Origin of the sequence: Kluyvera sp. EC_51 (assembly GCF_019584505.1) — a bacterium.
Taxonomy (GTDB): domain Bacteria; phylum Pseudomonadota; class Gammaproteobacteria; order Enterobacterales; family Enterobacteriaceae; genus Kluyvera; species Kluyvera sichuanensis.
In genome coordinates, this window is the sequence record NZ_VDAG01000099.1 from 96,751 (window position 1) to 112,575 (window position 15,825).

19 protein-coding genes are annotated in these 15,825 nt (G+C 53.0%); 8 read left to right on the plus strand and 11 right to left on the minus strand.

Going from position 1 to position 15,825, the window contains the following annotated elements; translation table 11 throughout:
* Window positions 1-195: 195 nt before the first annotated feature.
* Genes FHC49_RS18875 through yciA form a run of 3 tightly spaced genes read left to right on the plus strand, consistent with a single transcriptional unit; the run spans window position 196 to window position 1,940 of the window.
* Window positions 196-939: a YciC family protein gene (locus FHC49_RS18875; RefSeq protein WP_220440576.1), complete on the plus strand. Its 744-nt coding sequence runs from the start codon at window positions 196-198 to the stop codon at window positions 937-939.
* Window positions 940-986: 47 nt separating this feature from the next.
* Window positions 987-1,526 (plus strand): septation protein A, encoded by a 540-nt coding sequence (locus FHC49_RS18880; RefSeq protein ID WP_185666008.1) that lies wholly within the window; start codon window positions 987-989, stop codon window positions 1,524-1,526.
* Window positions 1,527-1,541: 15 nt separating this feature from the next.
* Window positions 1,542-1,940: an acyl-CoA thioester hydrolase YciA gene (yciA, locus tag FHC49_RS18885; protein WP_185666007.1), complete on the plus strand. Its 399-nt coding sequence runs from the start codon at window positions 1,542-1,544 to the stop codon at window positions 1,938-1,940.
* A 57-nt stretch (window positions 1,941-1,997) separates the two neighbouring features.
* Here yciA and FHC49_RS18890 read toward each other — a convergent pair whose 3' ends face one another.
* Entirely contained in the window at window positions 1,998-2,534 is a 537-nt protein-coding gene (locus FHC49_RS18890) for a YniB family protein (RefSeq protein ID WP_220440577.1), read from the minus strand.
* 135 nt (window positions 2,535-2,669) lie between these two features.
* Between FHC49_RS18890 and hxpB the strand changes: the two genes are divergently transcribed.
* From hxpB to FHC49_RS18910, 4 genes are all read left to right on the plus strand, one after another.
* On the plus strand, window positions 2,670-3,338 hold the full coding sequence (gene hxpB, locus FHC49_RS18895; RefSeq protein ID WP_185666005.1) for a hexitol phosphatase HxpB: 669 nt from the start codon (window positions 2,670-2,672) through the stop codon (window positions 3,336-3,338).
* Window positions 3,339-3,491: 153 nt separating this feature from the next.
* Window positions 3,492-4,253: a 2-dehydro-3-deoxy-D-gluconate 5-dehydrogenase KduD gene (gene kduD / locus FHC49_RS18900; protein WP_220440578.1), complete on the plus strand. Its 762-nt coding sequence runs from the start codon at window positions 3,492-3,494 to the stop codon at window positions 4,251-4,253.
* Window positions 4,254-4,341: 88 nt separating this feature from the next.
* Window positions 4,342-4,932, plus strand: coding sequence for a metal-dependent hydrolase (locus FHC49_RS18905; RefSeq protein WP_185666003.1), 591 nt, complete (start codon window positions 4,342-4,344; stop codon window positions 4,930-4,932).
* A gap of 178 nt (window positions 4,933-5,110) precedes the next feature.
* Window positions 5,111-6,502 (plus strand): L-cystine transporter, encoded by a 1,392-nt coding sequence (locus tag FHC49_RS18910; protein ID WP_185666002.1) that lies wholly within the window; start codon window positions 5,111-5,113, stop codon window positions 6,500-6,502.
* Between the two features lie 121 nt (window positions 6,503-6,623).
* Here the strand turns inward: FHC49_RS18910 and cedA are convergent, their stop codons facing one another.
* From cedA to osmE, 8 genes are all read right to left on the minus strand, one after another.
* Entirely contained in the window at window positions 6,624-6,863 is a 240-nt protein-coding gene (gene cedA / locus FHC49_RS18915) for a cell division activator CedA (RefSeq protein ID WP_220440579.1), read from the minus strand.
* 139 nt (window positions 6,864-7,002) lie between these two features.
* Window positions 7,003-7,758, minus strand: a complete 756-nt coding sequence (gene chbG, locus FHC49_RS18920; protein WP_185666000.1) for a chitin disaccharide deacetylase — start codon at window positions 7,756-7,758, stop codon at window positions 7,003-7,005.
* Window positions 7,759-7,769: 11 nt separating this feature from the next.
* Complete coding sequence (locus FHC49_RS18925) at window positions 7,770-9,116, minus strand: 6-phospho-beta-glucosidase (RefSeq protein ID WP_185665999.1); 1,347 nt, start codon at window positions 9,114-9,116, stop codon at window positions 7,770-7,772.
* 105 nt (window positions 9,117-9,221) lie between these two features.
* Window positions 9,222-10,046, minus strand: coding sequence for a transcriptional regulator ChbR (chbR, locus tag FHC49_RS18930; RefSeq protein WP_220440580.1), 825 nt, complete (start codon window positions 10,044-10,046; stop codon window positions 9,222-9,224).
* A 25-nt stretch (window positions 10,047-10,071) separates the two neighbouring features.
* Window positions 10,072-10,419, minus strand: a complete 348-nt coding sequence (chbA, locus tag FHC49_RS18935; RefSeq protein WP_035897022.1) for a PTS N,N'-diacetylchitobiose transporter subunit IIA — start codon at window positions 10,417-10,419, stop codon at window positions 10,072-10,074.
* Window positions 10,420-10,473: 54 nt separating this feature from the next.
* Window positions 10,474-11,832 (minus strand): PTS N,N'-diacetylchitobiose transporter subunit IIC, encoded by a 1,359-nt coding sequence (gene chbC / locus FHC49_RS18940; protein WP_185665997.1) that lies wholly within the window; start codon window positions 11,830-11,832, stop codon window positions 10,474-10,476.
* A gap of 84 nt (window positions 11,833-11,916) precedes the next feature.
* Window positions 11,917-12,237, minus strand: a complete 321-nt coding sequence (locus FHC49_RS18945) for a PTS sugar transporter subunit IIB (RefSeq protein ID WP_035897020.1) — start codon at window positions 12,235-12,237, stop codon at window positions 11,917-11,919.
* 288 nt (window positions 12,238-12,525) lie between these two features.
* Window positions 12,526-12,864, minus strand: a complete 339-nt coding sequence (gene osmE, locus FHC49_RS18950; RefSeq protein ID WP_220440581.1) for an osmotically-inducible lipoprotein OsmE — start codon at window positions 12,862-12,864, stop codon at window positions 12,526-12,528.
* 228 nt (window positions 12,865-13,092) lie between these two features.
* Here osmE and nadE point away from each other — a divergent pair, with 228 nt between their 5' ends.
* Window positions 13,093-13,920: an ammonia-dependent NAD(+) synthetase gene (gene nadE, locus FHC49_RS18955; protein ID WP_220440582.1), complete on the plus strand. Its 828-nt coding sequence runs from the start codon at window positions 13,093-13,095 to the stop codon at window positions 13,918-13,920.
* 99 nt (window positions 13,921-14,019) lie between these two features.
* Here nadE and spy read toward each other — a convergent pair whose 3' ends face one another.
* Window positions 14,020-14,526, minus strand: a complete 507-nt coding sequence (gene spy / locus FHC49_RS18960; protein WP_220440583.1) for an ATP-independent periplasmic protein-refolding chaperone Spy — start codon at window positions 14,524-14,526, stop codon at window positions 14,020-14,022.
* Between the two features lie 318 nt (window positions 14,527-14,844).
* On the minus strand, window positions 14,845-15,822 hold the full coding sequence (gene astE / locus FHC49_RS18965) for a succinylglutamate desuccinylase (protein ID WP_220440584.1): 978 nt from the start codon (window positions 15,820-15,822) through the stop codon (window positions 14,845-14,847).
* Window positions 15,823-15,825 lie beyond the last annotated feature (3 nt).

The following is a 15,825-nucleotide window of genomic DNA, read 5'->3' on the forward strand; positions in this document are numbered from 1 at the left end:
TTACAGCAACCATTGAATGATAAGAACGCTGGAACAATGTACTGCGTAAACCGGCACACGCTCACCGTGCTCCCTTGTCGTGAGTTTCTCTTTACAAAGATATACTTAGCCCAGCTCGCGCGGGACGTGCTACGGCTACACGATTTGCGGTACAATTGCCGGCTAATCAACACCTGCCATACTCAAGGAGAGTGCATGTCTATCACGGCGCAGTCTGTATACCGTGACACGGGTAATTTTTTCCGTAATCAGTTTGTCACCATCTTACTGATTGCTTTGCTCTGTTCATTTATCACCGTAGTGCTCGGTCATGCCTTCTCACCTAGCGACGATCAGCTGGCGACGCTGGCCGTTGGGGATAACCTGGCGGGCAGCACCGGTCTGTTCGATCTGGTACAGAACATGACGCCGGAGCAGCAGCAAGTTCTGCTGCGTTCCTCAGCGGCTTCAACTTTTTCGGGGCTCATCGGTAACGCGGTTCTCGCGGGCGGAATTTTGCTGCTTATCCAGCTTATCTCCGCAGGGCATCGCGTCAGCGCCCTACGTGCTATTGGCGCAAGCGCGCCCGTGCTGCCGAAGCTGTTTGTACTTATCTTTATCAGTACCTTCCTGATCCAGATGGGTATGATGCTGATTATCGTGCCCGGCATACTGCTGGCTATCGTGCTGGCCTTTGCGCCAATCATCATGGTGCAGGATAAGCTTGGCGTGTTCTCTGCCGTTCGCGTCAGTACGCGTCTGGGCTGGGCGAATATCCGTCTTATCGCACCGGCGGTTATCGGTTGGATGCTGGCAAAAACGCTGCTGCTGCTGATGGCCTCCAGCTTCGCCGTGCTGACGCCTTACCTCGGCGCCGTGGTGGTAAATACCCTTAGCAACCTTGTTTCCGCGCTGTTGCTGATCTATTTATTCCGCGTGTATATGCTTATTCGTCAATAAACTGATGCTGCCCATCGGTGGGCAGCGCTGAACTACGGAATCGAAGTATGAAGCAGTTTCTGGATTTCTTACCGCTGGTTGTTTTCTTCGCCTTTTACAAGATTTATGACATCTATGCGGCCACCAGCGCCCTGATCGTGGCCACCGCCGTGGTGCTGATTTATAGCTGGGTGCGCTATCGCAAAGTTGAAAAAATGGCGCTGATCACCTTTATTCTGGTGGCGGTGTTTGGCGGTCTGACTATTTTCTTCCATAACGATGAGTTTATTAAATGGAAGGTGACGGTGATTTATGCCCTCTTTGCTGGCGCGCTGCTGGTGAGCCAATGGGTGATGAAAAAGCCGCTGATCCAGCGCATGCTGGGCAAAGAGCTCACCCTGCCAGAAACCGTGTGGTCACGGCTGAATCTGGCCTGGGCGGTGTTCTTTATCCTCTGCGGCCTGGCCAATATCTATATCGCTTTCTGGTTACCACAGGAAATTTGGGTAAACTTTAAGGTGTTTGGCTTAACTGCCCTGACGCTAGTGTTCACCGTGCTGAGCGGCGTGTACATCTATCGCCATATGCCGCAAGACGATCATAAGTAAGTACAGAGAAGAACCATGACACAACAACATGACGCGCCTCAGGGTGAGCTGGTGTTACGCACGTTAGCGATGCCTGCGGATACCAATGCCAACGGTGATATTTTCGGCGGTTGGTTAATGTCGCAAATGGATATTGGCGGCGCCATTATGGCGAAGGAAGTGGCTCACGGTCGCGTGGTCACCGTTCGGGTCGATGGTATGACCTTCCTGCGCCCGGTTGCGGTTGGTGATGTGGTGTGCTGTTACGCACGCTGCGTAAAACGTGGCAACACGTCGGTCACTATCAATATTGAAGTGTGGGTAAAAAAGGTATCGTCGGAGCCAATTGGCCAACGCTACAAGGCCACAGAGGCGCTGTTTATCTACGTCGCGGTTGACCCCCAGGGTAAGCCACGCGCTATTCCAGCGGCTTAACATAACAAGCCCGGCACTCGCCGGGCTTGTTGTTGGTAGGCTAAACAGCAGCGTGCGTTAAAGAAAACCCAGCACCTTCAAAACAAAGTAGCCAATCACGATGATGATGATCGGCAAAATATAGAGTGGGAAAAACTGCACCAGAATCGTGTGACGCGGCACTTCGACTCGTGCTTCCAGCGCTTCACGACTGAGCCCTTCCGCCCCTTTCGCCTTCTCCAGAATCAGCTGATCGTTCACCCCTTCCCGCAAATATTTCGCCTGACGCGACATCCGCGCACCGGAGTCCTGCAGCGCCAGCGCGACAAAAATCAGCGCATAGATAACCCAGAACATGATGTTCAGCCCGTTGTTAAAATCCGGCTGCGGCGAGTTGTACCAGAAGATATTTAAGAATGGCGTATTGAAACGCATCATTTCGACCATCACGTGCACGAAATCCATCATGACGGCATCGATTCCCGGTTGTTTAGCGCTGTGCTCGTACATAAATTTGAGTACGGAAATCAGCGTTGAGATCACCGCGGGTATAAAGATAACCCACCCGGCAATCCGCTTCAGGATGGCAATGCGTCCAGCTTGTTGATACGTCATGGGTTCCCCTTGTTAAGACGCCTGTTCTCGGGCTACGTGCATATTGAGTCTATCCGTAGAAGGTGACTTTCGCCCGACTTTACGCGCGATATGATATACCATTGCTGAACTTGTTACCCTAAAGGAGAGGAAGTTATGTCCACCGAGCGTCAAATACGTGCCGCGATTTTCGATATGGATGGCTTGTTGATTGATTCAGAACCGTTGTGGGAACAGAGCGAACACGAAATTCTCGGCGCACTGGGCGTGGATTTCACCCGCCGTCATGAGCTTCCGGATACCCGCGGTCTGCGCATCGATCTGGTGGTGGATCTCTGGTTTGGGCAACAGCCGTGGACGGGGCCAGACTGTGCCACCGTCGTAGAACGTATTATTTCGCGCGTCATTTCACTGGTGGAAGAAAAACGTCCGCTGCTGCCGGGCGTCCGCGAAGCCGTCGCGCTGTGCAAAGCACAGGGGCTGAAAGTGGGCCTCGCGTCGGCCTCCCCGCTATATATGCTGGAAAAAGTACTGACCATGTTCGACCTGCGCCATCAGTTTGACGCGCTGGCCTCCGCCGACAAACTCGATTACAGCAAACCGCACCCGCTGGTTTACCTCAACTGCGCGGCCGAACTCGGCGTTAGCCCACTGCAGTGCGTGGCGCTGGAAGATTCTGTCAACGGTATGATTGCCAGCAAAGCGGCGCGTATGCGCTCTATTGTCGTGCCCGCTGCTGAAAGCCAGCTCGATCCGCGTTTCAGCCTGGCGGACGTCAAGCTACCGACGCTGGAATTTCTGACCCGCGAAAATCTGCTCGGATAATCATTTGCGGGCATTCATTATGCCCGCAAATGATACCTTCATCATAAAAAATGAAACGCTGTTTTATTTTTATTTGAATATTCGATTCTACCCTTCTATGCTTTAGCCCTGTAGGTCATCTCATAACGATAAAAACCGCATACAGGGGTCGACATGATTCTTCACGCTTTTAATCTGCAAGGTAAAGTGGCGCTCGTGACCGGGTGCGATAAAGGTTTGGGCCAGGGCATGGCGCTGGGACTGGCGGAAGCCGGGTGCGATATTGTCAGCGTTAGTCGCCGAATACCGCAGGAGACTGCGGAAAAAGTCGCAGCGCTGGGCCGACGCCTTTACAGTATTCAGGCCGATCTCAGCCAGCCTGAAAGCATCGCCGATATTGTGCCTGCCGCCATAGCCGCTGCCGGGCGTATCGATATTCTGGTCAACAATGCCGGGACTATTCGCCGGGAAGATGCCCTCTCCTTTAGCGAAAAGGACTGGGATGAGGTGATGAACCTCAATATCAAATCGGTATTCTTCCTTTCCCAGGCCGTTGCGAAGCAGTTTTTGAAACAGGGCGATGGCGGAAAAATTATTAATATTGCCTCGATGCTCTCTTTCCAGGGCGGCATTCGTGTGCCATCCTACACCGCCTCAAAAAGCGGCGTGCTCGGCATTACTCGCCTGTTGGCTAACGAATGGGCTCAGCACCAGATTAACGTTAACGCCATTGCGCCGGGATATATGGCGACCAACAATACCCAGCAGCTGCGCGAAGACGCCGAACGCAGCAAAGAAATCCTCGACCGCATCCCGGCGGGACGCTGGGGTTCGCCGGACGATCTGAAAGGCCCGGTGGTCTTCCTCGCCTCATCCGCCTCTGATTACATCAATGGCTACACCATTGCCGTCGACGGTGGCTGGCTGGCGCGCTAATTTTTGACAAAGAGTTACACTGTAACCTCTTCCGCCTACTGTATAAAAACCCTATACTGTATGAATTTACAGAATAACGGGTTTTATCATGACGGCGGAAGGTCATCTGCTCTTTTCCATCGCCTGCGCGGTGTTTGCTAAAAATGCCGAGCTCACGCCAGTTCTCGCTCAGGGGGACTGGTGGCATATTGTGCCGTCGGCGATATTGACCTGTCTGCTCCCGGATATCGATCACCCGCGCTCGCTGCTCGGGCAGCGGCTTAGCTGGCTCTCAAAACCCATCGCGCGACTCTGCGGCCACCGCGGTTTCACCCACAGCCTGCTCGCCGTTTTTGGCGCGCTGACGCTGTTCTATCTGAAAGTGCCCGACAGCTGGATTGTTCCGGCCGATGCGGTTCAGGGCATGGTGCTGGGCTATCTCAGCCATATTCTTGCCGATATGCTTACCCCTGCGGGCGTGCCGCTGCTCTGGCCATGCCGCTGGCGTTTTCGTTTGCCAATTCTCGCGCCGCGCAAAGGCAACCAACTGGAGCGCGTGCTGTGCATGGCGCTGTTCGCCTACGCCGTCTTTATGCCCCAGTCGCTGCCGGACAACGGCGCGGTGCGCTGGTCATCGTCGATGATCAATATGCTGCAGACGGACTTCAATCGCTTTATTGGTCGCCACGTTGAACAATAATCCAGCGGAAATCACACTTTTGGCATAATCCATTCCATTTGGATATAAGCGGACTAATGCACTTCTGTTAACCTTCTCACATCCAGACAAATCTTTACGGATTTGATCTAAAAAAACACGCGTCGCGGCTTTCTCTATTGCCGCTGAACGCCGTGGATAATACTTCAGGAGAACGGGGATGAATTTTCCATTAATAGCGAACATTATCGTGTTCGTGGTACTGCTGTTTGCTCTGGCGCAGACTCGCCATAAGCAGTGGAGTCTGGCTAAAAAAGTGCTGGTTGGCCTGGTCATTGGTGTGGTCTTCGGCCTCGCCTTACAGCTGATCTACGGTTCCGATAATCCGGTGCTGAAAGATTCCATCCAGTGGTTCAACATTGTCGGCAACGGCTATGTACAGCTGCTGCAGATGATTGTTATGCCACTGGTCTTCGCCTCGATTCTGAGCGCCGTTGCCCGTCTGCATAACGCCTCTCAGCTCGGTAAAATCAGCTTCCTGACCATCGGTACGCTGCTGTTCACCACGCTGATTGCGGCGCTGGTCGGCGTGCTGGTCACCAACCTGTTCGGCCTGACCGCTGAAGGTCTGGTACAGGGTTCTGCGGAAACCGCGCGTCTGAACGCCATTCAGAGCAACTACGTCGGTAAGCTTGCTGACCTGACCGTACCGCAGCTGCTGCTCTCCTTCGTGCCGAAAAACCCGTTTGCCGATCTGACAGGCGCTAACCCAACCTCCATCATCAGCATCGTTATCTTCTCCGCCTTCCTCGGCGTAGCCGCGCTGAAGCTGCTGAAAGATGACGAGCCGAAAGGCAAGCGCGTTCTGACCGCTATCGATACCCTGCAGGGCTGGGTGATGAAGCTGGTTCGCCTCGTCATGCAGCTCACGCCATACGGCGTGCTGGCGCTGATGACCAAAGTGGTAGCCGGTTCTAACCTGCAGGACATCATCAAGCTGGGCAGCTTTGTTATCGCCTCTTACCTCGGCCTGCTGATTATGTTCGTGGTACACGGCCTTCTGCTGGGCGCCAACGGCGTAAGCCCGCTGAAGTACTTCCGCAAAGTCTGGCCGGTGCTGACCTTCGCCTTCACCAGCCGTTCCAGCGCCGCATCCATTCCACTGAACGTGGAAGCACAGACCCGTCGTCTGGGCGTGCCGGAGTCTATCGCGAGTTTCTCTGCTTCCTTTGGTGCCACCATTGGTCAGAACGGTTGTGCTGGCCTCTACCCGGCAATGCTGGCGGTGATGGTTGCGCCAACCGTAGGCATTAACCCGCTGGATCCAGTCTGGATTGCTACGCTCGTCGGCATCGTAACCGTCAGCTCCGCCGGTGTCGCAGGCGTGGGTGGTGGTGCTACCTTCGCGGCGCTTATCGTGCTGCCAGCGATGGGTCTGCCGGTGACGCTGGTTGCGCTGCTGATTTCCGTTGAGCCGCTGATTGACATGGGCCGTACCGCACTGAACGTGAGCGGTTCCATGACTGCCGGTACCCTGACCAGCCAGTGGCTGCGCCAGACCGACAAAGACGTGCTGAATAGTGAAGAAGACGCCGAGTTAGCTCACCGCTAGCCTGTAGCCCGGACGAGGTGTAACGCCGACTCCGGGATTGCTCCGCCGTCACATCGTTTCGCCGGGCAACAAAAAAACCGCTGGTTTTCACCCGCGGTTTTTTTATATCTGTATCACGCCGTTACGCGTCGATATCCCTTTCCTGCCGCATTTGCACTGCCCAACGCTGGGCCGACTCCGGAATAGAGAACGCCTGCGAGCGACAAAACGCGTTGCCCATCAGCACAAACGCCACGTACTTGCCGCGCAAAAGCCAGACGTCGCGAAAGCCTTCGACTTTAACGGCGTGGTCGGGCGGAGCGGGTTCGGTACGCGGTACATAGCTGATAATCTGCCGTTTTTGTTGGCGAAGCGGTTTCATAAGCAGTTAAATTCACAATCATTAATGGCAAAAGCAGGAAAGTCTTATGATAGCAGGAATCGCCCGGGCGCGTCATACACAAAAAAGCCCGGCAGGAACGCTGCCGGGCAAGGGTTGAGGGGGTAACACAAGACACGTCTTACACGTCGCGGTAGGTTCCGAGACGATAACCTCGTTCAGCAATCGCGTACTTCAGCGATTCAGAGGTCAGCACATCCAGCTCATCCAGACGCGGGTAGCAATACGCGCTGCCCATAATCGTCCGGTCAACAAACGCCGGATGGCACATCACTTCCAGAGACTGCTCCTGGCGCGCCATAGAGGCATCCAGTACCTGCAGGAACAGCGCTTCGGTCACGGCGTCGCCGTAGAACTCGCTGCTGAATGCCGCGGTGCTTCGTATCCCTTCCGGGATCTCAAAGGGATATGGAATGGTGCGGTCAATACGCAGCGCAATGCCTTTCGATTTCGCAAATTCGGCCACCAGAGGGAAAATTTGCGGGATCATATGCACATGGTGATGACTGTCAAAATGCGTCGGTTCGGCATCGAACAGGTCGATAAAGCGACGGTACTGACACTCCAGCTCATGGGCAATTTCATCCATCGGCAGCGAGCCCTCTTCCGCCATCTGCCAGATCCACTTACCGAGTTTACCCTCGCGGGTCAGCCCCGGCATGGATGACAGCGGTTCGCCCAGGGTCAGCACAAAGTGCATACCCACGGCGAGTTCCGGCGTGCGGCGGCTGATGCGCGCCGCGTGGTCGATAGCCGCGCCGTTCACCAGCGCGGTTGTCGACGTGACGAGGCCATGCTTGCAGGCATCAAGGATGCCGTAGTTCTGGCCTTTGCTCAGACCGAAATCGTCGGCATTGACGATTAACAGACGTTCCATCATGCCTCCTGTCACTGTTTCAGTTTCTCCACGGTAGCAGCAAAGTTCGGCAGCCATTCTTCATGGGCCAGAATCAATTCGCGTGCCAGCACCTCTGCATCTTTATCAGAGTGGATGAGCGGGCTTAAGTTCAGCGCCAGCAGCACGTCGTTAAACTCACCGCTCAACGCCGCCTGGCTGGCCGCCACTTCGAAACCCTTGATGGTGTGGATAAGGCCCAACACTTTTTCATCAAAATGGGTCACGCGTGGGTGCGGTTTTGCACCATCACGGCCCAAAATAGAGGTCACTTCAATAGACCAGTCTGCCGGGATGTTATCAATGTGGCCGTGGTGTGGAATATTGACGTAGTGTTCAGTTTGCTTATCGTTGTAGATAGCGTTGATCACTTCGCACGCCGCATCGGAGTAATACGCCCCGCCGCGCAGTTCCAGCTCTTTTGGCTTCACGTTCAGATCCGGGTTTTTGTACAGTTCGAAGAGCTGCTTCTCGACTTTCTGTACCACCTGGGCGCGCGCGCCGCCTTTGTAGTATTCGCCCATTTCGATGGCCAGCATCTCTTTTTGCTTGAAGTAGTACAGCAGATAAGAGCATGGCAGCAGGTTCAGGGAGCGCAGCAGCCCTTCGCTGAACGGCATATCGAAGATGTTTTTCACGGTATTCGCCGACAGCGTACCGGAGGCAACGCCGTCCAGCAGTTCAGCAAAGCGAGACTCGCCGTTCACCAGCACGTCACGCACGAACACCATATGGTTCAGGCCGAACAGGTCGATGGAGAGGTCGTCTTTCTCGGTCAGGCGCAGCACGTCGGTGAAGAACATCTTCATGCCGATTGGAATGTTGCACACGCCGATAAAGCGTTTGAAGTCAGTGTGGCGATAAACCGCTTCTGTCACCATCCCGGCCGGGTTAGTGAAGTTGATAACCCACGCGTCCGGGCAGACTTCCTGAACATCTTTAATGATGTCGAAAATCACCGGAATGGTGCGCAGACCTTTAAACAGGCCGCCCGCGCCGTTAGTTTCCTGGCCCAGGTAACCGTGGCTCAGCGGAATACGTTCGTCTTTTTCACGGGCTTTCAGCTGGCCTACGCGCAGCTGGGTGGTGACAAAGTTGGCGTCTTTCAGCGCTTCACGGCGGTTCAGCGTCTTATAGACTTTCATCGGCACGCCGGCTTTTTCCACCATGCGCTCGCACAGTGCGTGGATAATATCCAGCTTCTCCTGGCCGCCTTCGACGTCAACCAGCCACAGTTCCGTTACCGGCAGCTCATGATAGCGTTTAAGAAAACCTTCCAGTAATTCCGGCGTATAGCTGCTACCACCACCAATAGTAACGACTTTCAATTTCTGGCTCATACTTTTCTCCCTCGAGATCCACAAGCTAAACGTGGCTTACCCGCCGCATAATATGCGGTGAGCTAAATGCTTTGTTTCAGAACTACGAAATAATGTCGTAGCGCGTTATTTGATAACTGTCAGTTTCTTCCGATAATTACTTGGCGTGAATGAGGTCAGCTTCTTGAATGTTTTAATAAACAGACTTGGACTGCTGTAACCTGACTCATACGCAATATCGGTTACCGAGTAGTTGGTTATTTCCAGTTGTTTCTTGGCAAAGTTAATGCGGATGTCATTAATAATCTGCATCGGCGTTTTGCCATAATAGCGCTGGGTGTCTCGGGTTAAATATTCCTGGGTTTTCCCGGATAACGCGACCATATTTTCCAGCGCGCCTTCACCAAATTTTAATTTATCGTGCATGGCTTCTACGGTGGTTTTTAACCACGGCGGCGTCACATCCTGCGCCTGCTCTTCCCGGTGATGGCGTAAGCGATTAATCACGTAGAAGGAAACCAGTTCAATAAATTCGTCGAATTCCGTTTCGCGAAAGTGTAGTGAGGCAATAACCGACTCGATGTAACTCAGAAACGTGCTTTTGATCGAATAGACTTGCGAAGCAACCAGCGCAAACGGAATCAGCGACTGATAGTGCGTATCGAAGAAATCTTTGCTGATCCCCACGTTGAGAATGCGCGTAGCACCGAACTCATAAAAGCTTTGGTGATGCGACCCCATCGGGATGAAGACAAAGTCTCCTCGCTCCAGCATGACCCGTTTACCGTTTATCACCTGATAATAGCGGCCGGTCAGTACGATAGTGAACTCGTAGTAATCGTGCTGGTGTAACCCACTGATACTTTCCGTTTTGTTGTAGATGAAGACATGAAAATTTTTACCGTTAAAGAGCTGTTGTTCTCGGGCGGTGTTGATTTCCATGGTGATCATCTTTGGTTGCCTCATAGGGAAAAGCCTATTGTACCTTCTCGTGAAGTTCGATCAATTCAGCAACCAGCTCGCGAGCTAACATTGACGTCATAAGATGATCTTGCGCATGGACCAGCACCAGGCTGACCTTCATTTTGCCTTCGCCTTCGTCGCTCTCAATCAGCTGAGTCTGTACGCGGTGCGCTTCGCTCAGCGCAATGCGGGATTGCTCCATCGTGGCTTTCGCGGTTTCAAAATCACCCTGCTTCGCCAGTTTCAGCGCGGCGTATGCCAGGCTGCGTGCCTGCCCTGAGTTGATAATCAGGCCCATCACCACTTCTTCGAGATCGTTTTCCTGCACGTCCTCAGCAACCACATTATCCAGATCAAACATAACTATTCCCTTTTGTGAGGGCGGTATGGAGGCTCGCTCCATACCGCATTGGCATTAGAATTTCAGAGAGGCAGCGATATCTTCTTCGCTTTCTTCTTCTTCAATGGTGGCCTGCGCCTTGTTCGAAATCATCACGAATGGCAGGTAGACCAGCGTTGAGACACCCAGGTTGAACAGCGCAACAATCAGGGCGGCAACGCTACCGTTACTGTTGAAGAACGCCCCCAGGCCGGTAGGCATGGTCCACGGTGCCAGGTTAGTCACCGGCGGGATGATGCCCATCGAGTAGGCCGCCAGGGTGATAGCTGCCAGAATTGGCTGTACCAGTACGAACGGGATAAACATCACCGGGTTCATGATGATCGGCAGACCAAACAGAATCGGTTCGTTAATCTGGAAGATACCGGATGGCAGAGCCAGTTTCGCCACCTGACGATGGTCAGCGCGACGGGATGCAATGAAGATAGCGATAATCAGACCCAACGTCGCACCGGAACCACCCAGCAGGATGTAGGAGTCGAGCATCGGTTTCGCCCAGAAGTGGAACTGCTGGCCAGCGGCGATCGCGGCGTCAACGGAACCGTACTGGTTGTACAGCGCGATGTTTTCCAGCGCCCATGGGGTCATGATGCCGTTATCCAGCGCCGTCAGCGCCAGGGAACCGTGTACACCGAAGAACCACAGCAGGCTGTTGAACACGACGTACGCCCAACCTACCACGCCACCCATCGCTGCCAGCGGCTTGGAGATGGAGTCCATGATGATCTGGTGGAAGTTGCTGCCGTAAGAGGTCAGGATCCAGGAGATGATCCCGAAGATAGACAGAATCAGGAAGCCCGGAATTAACGCCGAGAAGGAGCGCGCAACCGAAGACGGCACGCTCGACGGCAGGGTAATCACCCAGTTACGACGGATAACGAAGGTGAACAGTTCCGCCACAACCAGACCGATGATCATACCGGAAATAATGTTTTGACCACCCAGCCAGTTTGCACCGACGGCGTAGGCATCGCCGACGCTGTAAGGGGTGACGGTCATAAATGCCGCTACCGCCAGCAGGCCTGCTGCCATTGGGTCAACTTTACGTTCTTCTGCTAACGCAGAGCCGATAAAGAAAGGTGCCATCAGCGACATAATGCCTAAGGTACCGTTATAAACGTTACCGCCGATGGCTTTAAAGCTGTCTAAGGTCGCAATGGTTGATGGATCCAGGCGGACCCCCATTGAATAAAAGAATGACCCCTCACCAAAGCTCAGGAAAACGTTATTAATTAAGACGAACATGGCCCCCGCAAGGGTCAGCGGCATTAATTTAATAAAACCGTTTTTAATGGCATTGATATGGGGCTGCTTTCCTATTTTAACAGCAAAAGGAAGGAGTACCTTTTCAAGCGAATCGATCACTTTACTCATAGAAAAATACCCTTAAAAGGCCGCAATCAATATTGCGGCGATTAATTATGAAATAACTCTTTGACGGGAAAATTAAAAATAAAATTACTGCGCAGCTGACTTCTTAATTGCAGCAACAGCTGCTTTTAACACACCTAAACCATCGACCTTGCCGTAGAGAGTTGAGTCAATAACTTCAACCGGCTTGTTTGGCAGAATCTTTTTAATATCGTTCAGCATATAGCCGATTTGCGGGCCAAGCAGAACCACATCTGCTTCTGGGCCTTTTTCTGCAGCGAATGCTTCAGAGAATGCTTCAATAATAACTGGCACTTCGTATTTCTCAGCCTGAGCTCGCATTTTGGAGACCAGTAATGAAGTGGACATGCCTGCAGAACAAAATAGATAGATATGTTTCTTTTCCATTCACGCTTCCTCAACTTGTGAAATCTGTCATCACCGGGCGATGTTCCATGTGCCCACTACCCTCGTATGTAACAGATGAGTTATCTTCTGTTTATGGGATGAGTATACGGCAACAATTTGTGTACGGATAATTCTCAAGACCCAAAAATTGTCTCTCATTGACCTCTCGTTTTGACTACCTTCACACTTTACTCAAAATAATTCGCGACAAGAAATAAGCATCATTTCTCATAAAAAAGCCCGACACACGGGTCGGGCTTTCGTACGAATCCTATCAATGCACGAGGATCACTTCTTGGCGGCAGGGTCCGTGTCATACTCGGCGCAGGTCTGGTAGCCAGAGTTGATGACGTGGCCGGTGTCATCCAGCGCCACAAAGTAGGTTTCCGTTTTACCATCTCTTTGACCCAGAATGTAGGTCTGGCAGGTTCCGCGAGCATGAATCATCTTAATTTCAGTGGATGGCTTACCGGCAATCTGCAGCACCTGAGAGCGGCTCATCCCTTTTTTCACATCTTTGACCACCGGTTGCGTGAACTGATCGGCGGTCCGGTCGTAGGCGGTACAGCCTGCCAGCATGGTCATTACCGCTGCTGCACCCAGAAGCCCTGCTATATTCTTGTTCATCTTCCCTCTCCTTTTTTGTTGGTGTCCATTAAGCCTGGAATAAATATTGCTATTTATCAAATTACAAGGCGCATTGATTACCGTAACCCACGGTAAATCGGACTAATATACAGCAGTCAAAATTGTGATCCTTGTCGTTTCAGCGTCAAAGAGGTAGTTTTAACACCTTGTTCTGATGGGCCAACGACACGCGATTTTCAGGCTGGCACACACATTCCGGAGGGGTAAATGGCATTACAACAAGAAATCATTCAGGCACTCGGCGCAAAACCACAGATTAACGCGCAACAAGAGATCCGCCGCAGCGTAGATTTTCTCAAGACGTATCTGAAAACCTATCCGTTTATCAAATCATTAGTGCTTGGCATCAGCGGCGGTCAGGACTCTACCCTTACCGGCAAACTGTGCCAGCAGGCGATTAACGAACTGCGCGCCGAAACCGGCGACAGCGCACTACAGTTTATCGCCGTGCGTCTGCCTTACGGTGTGCAGGCCGACGAACAGGACTGCCAGGACGCGATTACCTTTATCCAGCCCGACCGCGTACTGACCGTCAATATCAAAGGCGCGGTGCTCGCCAGCGAACAGGCGCTGCGCGAGGCCGGTATCGAACTGAGCGACTTTGTTCGCGGCAATGAAAAAGCCCGTGAACGTATGAAAGCCCAGTACAGCATCGCCGGCATGACGCACGGCGTCGTCGTGGGTACCGACCATGCGGCCGAAGCCATCACCGGCTTCTTCACCAAGTACGGCGACGGCGGCACCGACATCAACCCGATTTTCCGTCTCAACAAACGCCAGGGAAAACTGTTGCTGGCCGAGCTTGGCTGCCCAGAGCACCTTTATAAGAAAGCGCCAACCGCCGACCTTGAAGACGACCGACCTTCTCTGCCGGATGAAGCCGCGCTTGGCGTCAGCTACGACAATATTGATGACTATCTGGAAGGCAAAACGCTGCCGGTGGAAATCGCCAAAACTATCGAAGGCTGGTATCTGAAGACCGAGCACAAACGTCGCACGCCGATTACCGTGTTCGACGATTTCTGGAAAAAGTAATCTCTTGATTTACCGGCAATAAAAAACCGCCGGAGCTGCCCATAGCCTGATGGCGTTTATGGGCAACTCCGGCGGTCTTAAGACCGTGCGCTGAAGATATTATTCAGCAGGCGCAGGCGGCATTTTACCTTCATGCGCTTTGTGTTCTGTCAGACGCTTCTCAAAATTGGCATTAAATTGCTTTTTCTGATCCGGCGTTAAGATGTTGTAAATCTTGTTTTGGGTTTCCAGACGAGACAGCATCATCTCTTTATGCTGTGCTTCCATCTTGTTGATTTGCGCTTCAGCTTTCGCTTTGTCGAAGCTGTCGCTGGCGATCAGGTTGTGCATCTCGCGCATCTCTTCCTGCGGCGGACGCTTCATGTGCTGGCGTCCCTCTTTCATGATGTCGCGAACTTGCTGTTTCTGCGCATCGGTCAGGTTCAGCCCCTGGAACATCATGTCATGACGTGGGCCCATTTTGCCTTTGTGATGATGCATCATCGTACCGTTCGGCTGCGCCGCGTCGGTGGTGGTCGCTGAAGTGGTGTCCGCAGCGTGAGCCAGGTTAGCCGCGCCCAGAGCCAGCGTAGAGGCAACAAACAGAGCAGTTAATTTTTTCATCATCGAATCCTTACTTTCAGTTATTCTGACGGCGCATCGCCGTGTTGACGAGATTAACTTTACGGGGTTTATCGTCAATTAATCAGAGCGTGCGTAAAACAATGAAAGTGTAAAAAACGATTTCGTGCCAATTATGAGGAAATTAAGGAAGAAATGTGGATAGTTGCAACAAAAATAATCAACTAGCTGATTAAGAAGAGATTTTGAAGAAGTATAAAGCAGCCATGATTAATAATAAAGCACAACCTTAAGAATAATCCGCAATAAATCCTGGCACAAATAATCAAAGCCGCAGCGCCCCCCGCGTGCGGCCCAGTTTAATTAATCCGCTGGTGGACAACGTTCCAGCATCAATCCCGCCCGCAGCCCCAATGCGACATCAGGGTTAGGGAAAAGCACATATTCGCAGGGCGATGACACCACATAACGCGTATCGCCGTCTTCCGCCAACAGCGTCCCCTTAGCAAAAGGGGTAAAGTTTAGCGTCTGCGCTGACATATACAGCCGGAAGTCGGCGCTGCGACGGGTAATCTGCTGCACCACACGATAATACAGCGGCACCGTGTCGGCGCCACCGCCCATCTCCCCCGCCAGCAAATGCCTGAGCTGCCGCGTAACCAGCGCAAACTGATTTAGATCATTTTGCCCAAACGGTTTGGCTTTCCCCAGTTCAAGAGTACAGGCCAGCGCGCCAAAATATTCACAGCTAAAGTGAGTAAAGGTACCGCCGGGCGACTGATGAAACACCAACGCCTGTAGACCAGCGGAACCCAGCCAGCGTAAAAACGACGGTTCCCACGGCGATTCCTGCGCGGGCAGCACGCCGAAGCGCTGATGATGCGAGCCACGAATAGCAGTATGTAAATCCAGATGCCAGCGCACTTCAGCCGGGCAGCGCTGATAAAATGCGGTGACGGTCTGCTCAAGGCTGGCAGCACGGATGGTTTCGTCGCTGACGGGGAAGTGCCGCCAGCGCGCACCGAACATGCGGTTCATATCGCTGTGCAAATAGCGCTTGTTATCGCGCAGCGCCGGTGGGTTACCCAGTACCACCAGCAGATGCCAGTGCAGCTTAAGCTCACCATTTAAAAGCGCCTTCAGCAGATAGTCGACGATCTCCACCGGGGCGGTTTCATTGCCATGAATGCCCGCTGACAGCACCAGCGCCTGTGAGCAGGGCTCGTGCGGCGTCAGTTGCAGCACGCCAGCTTCACGCCACTCCCAGTGGAAGTGCGCCGTGTCGCCCTCAGGCTGCTCCGGCAGCCTCCCCGCAAGCGTCAAGGCCAGAAACTGTTTCATACC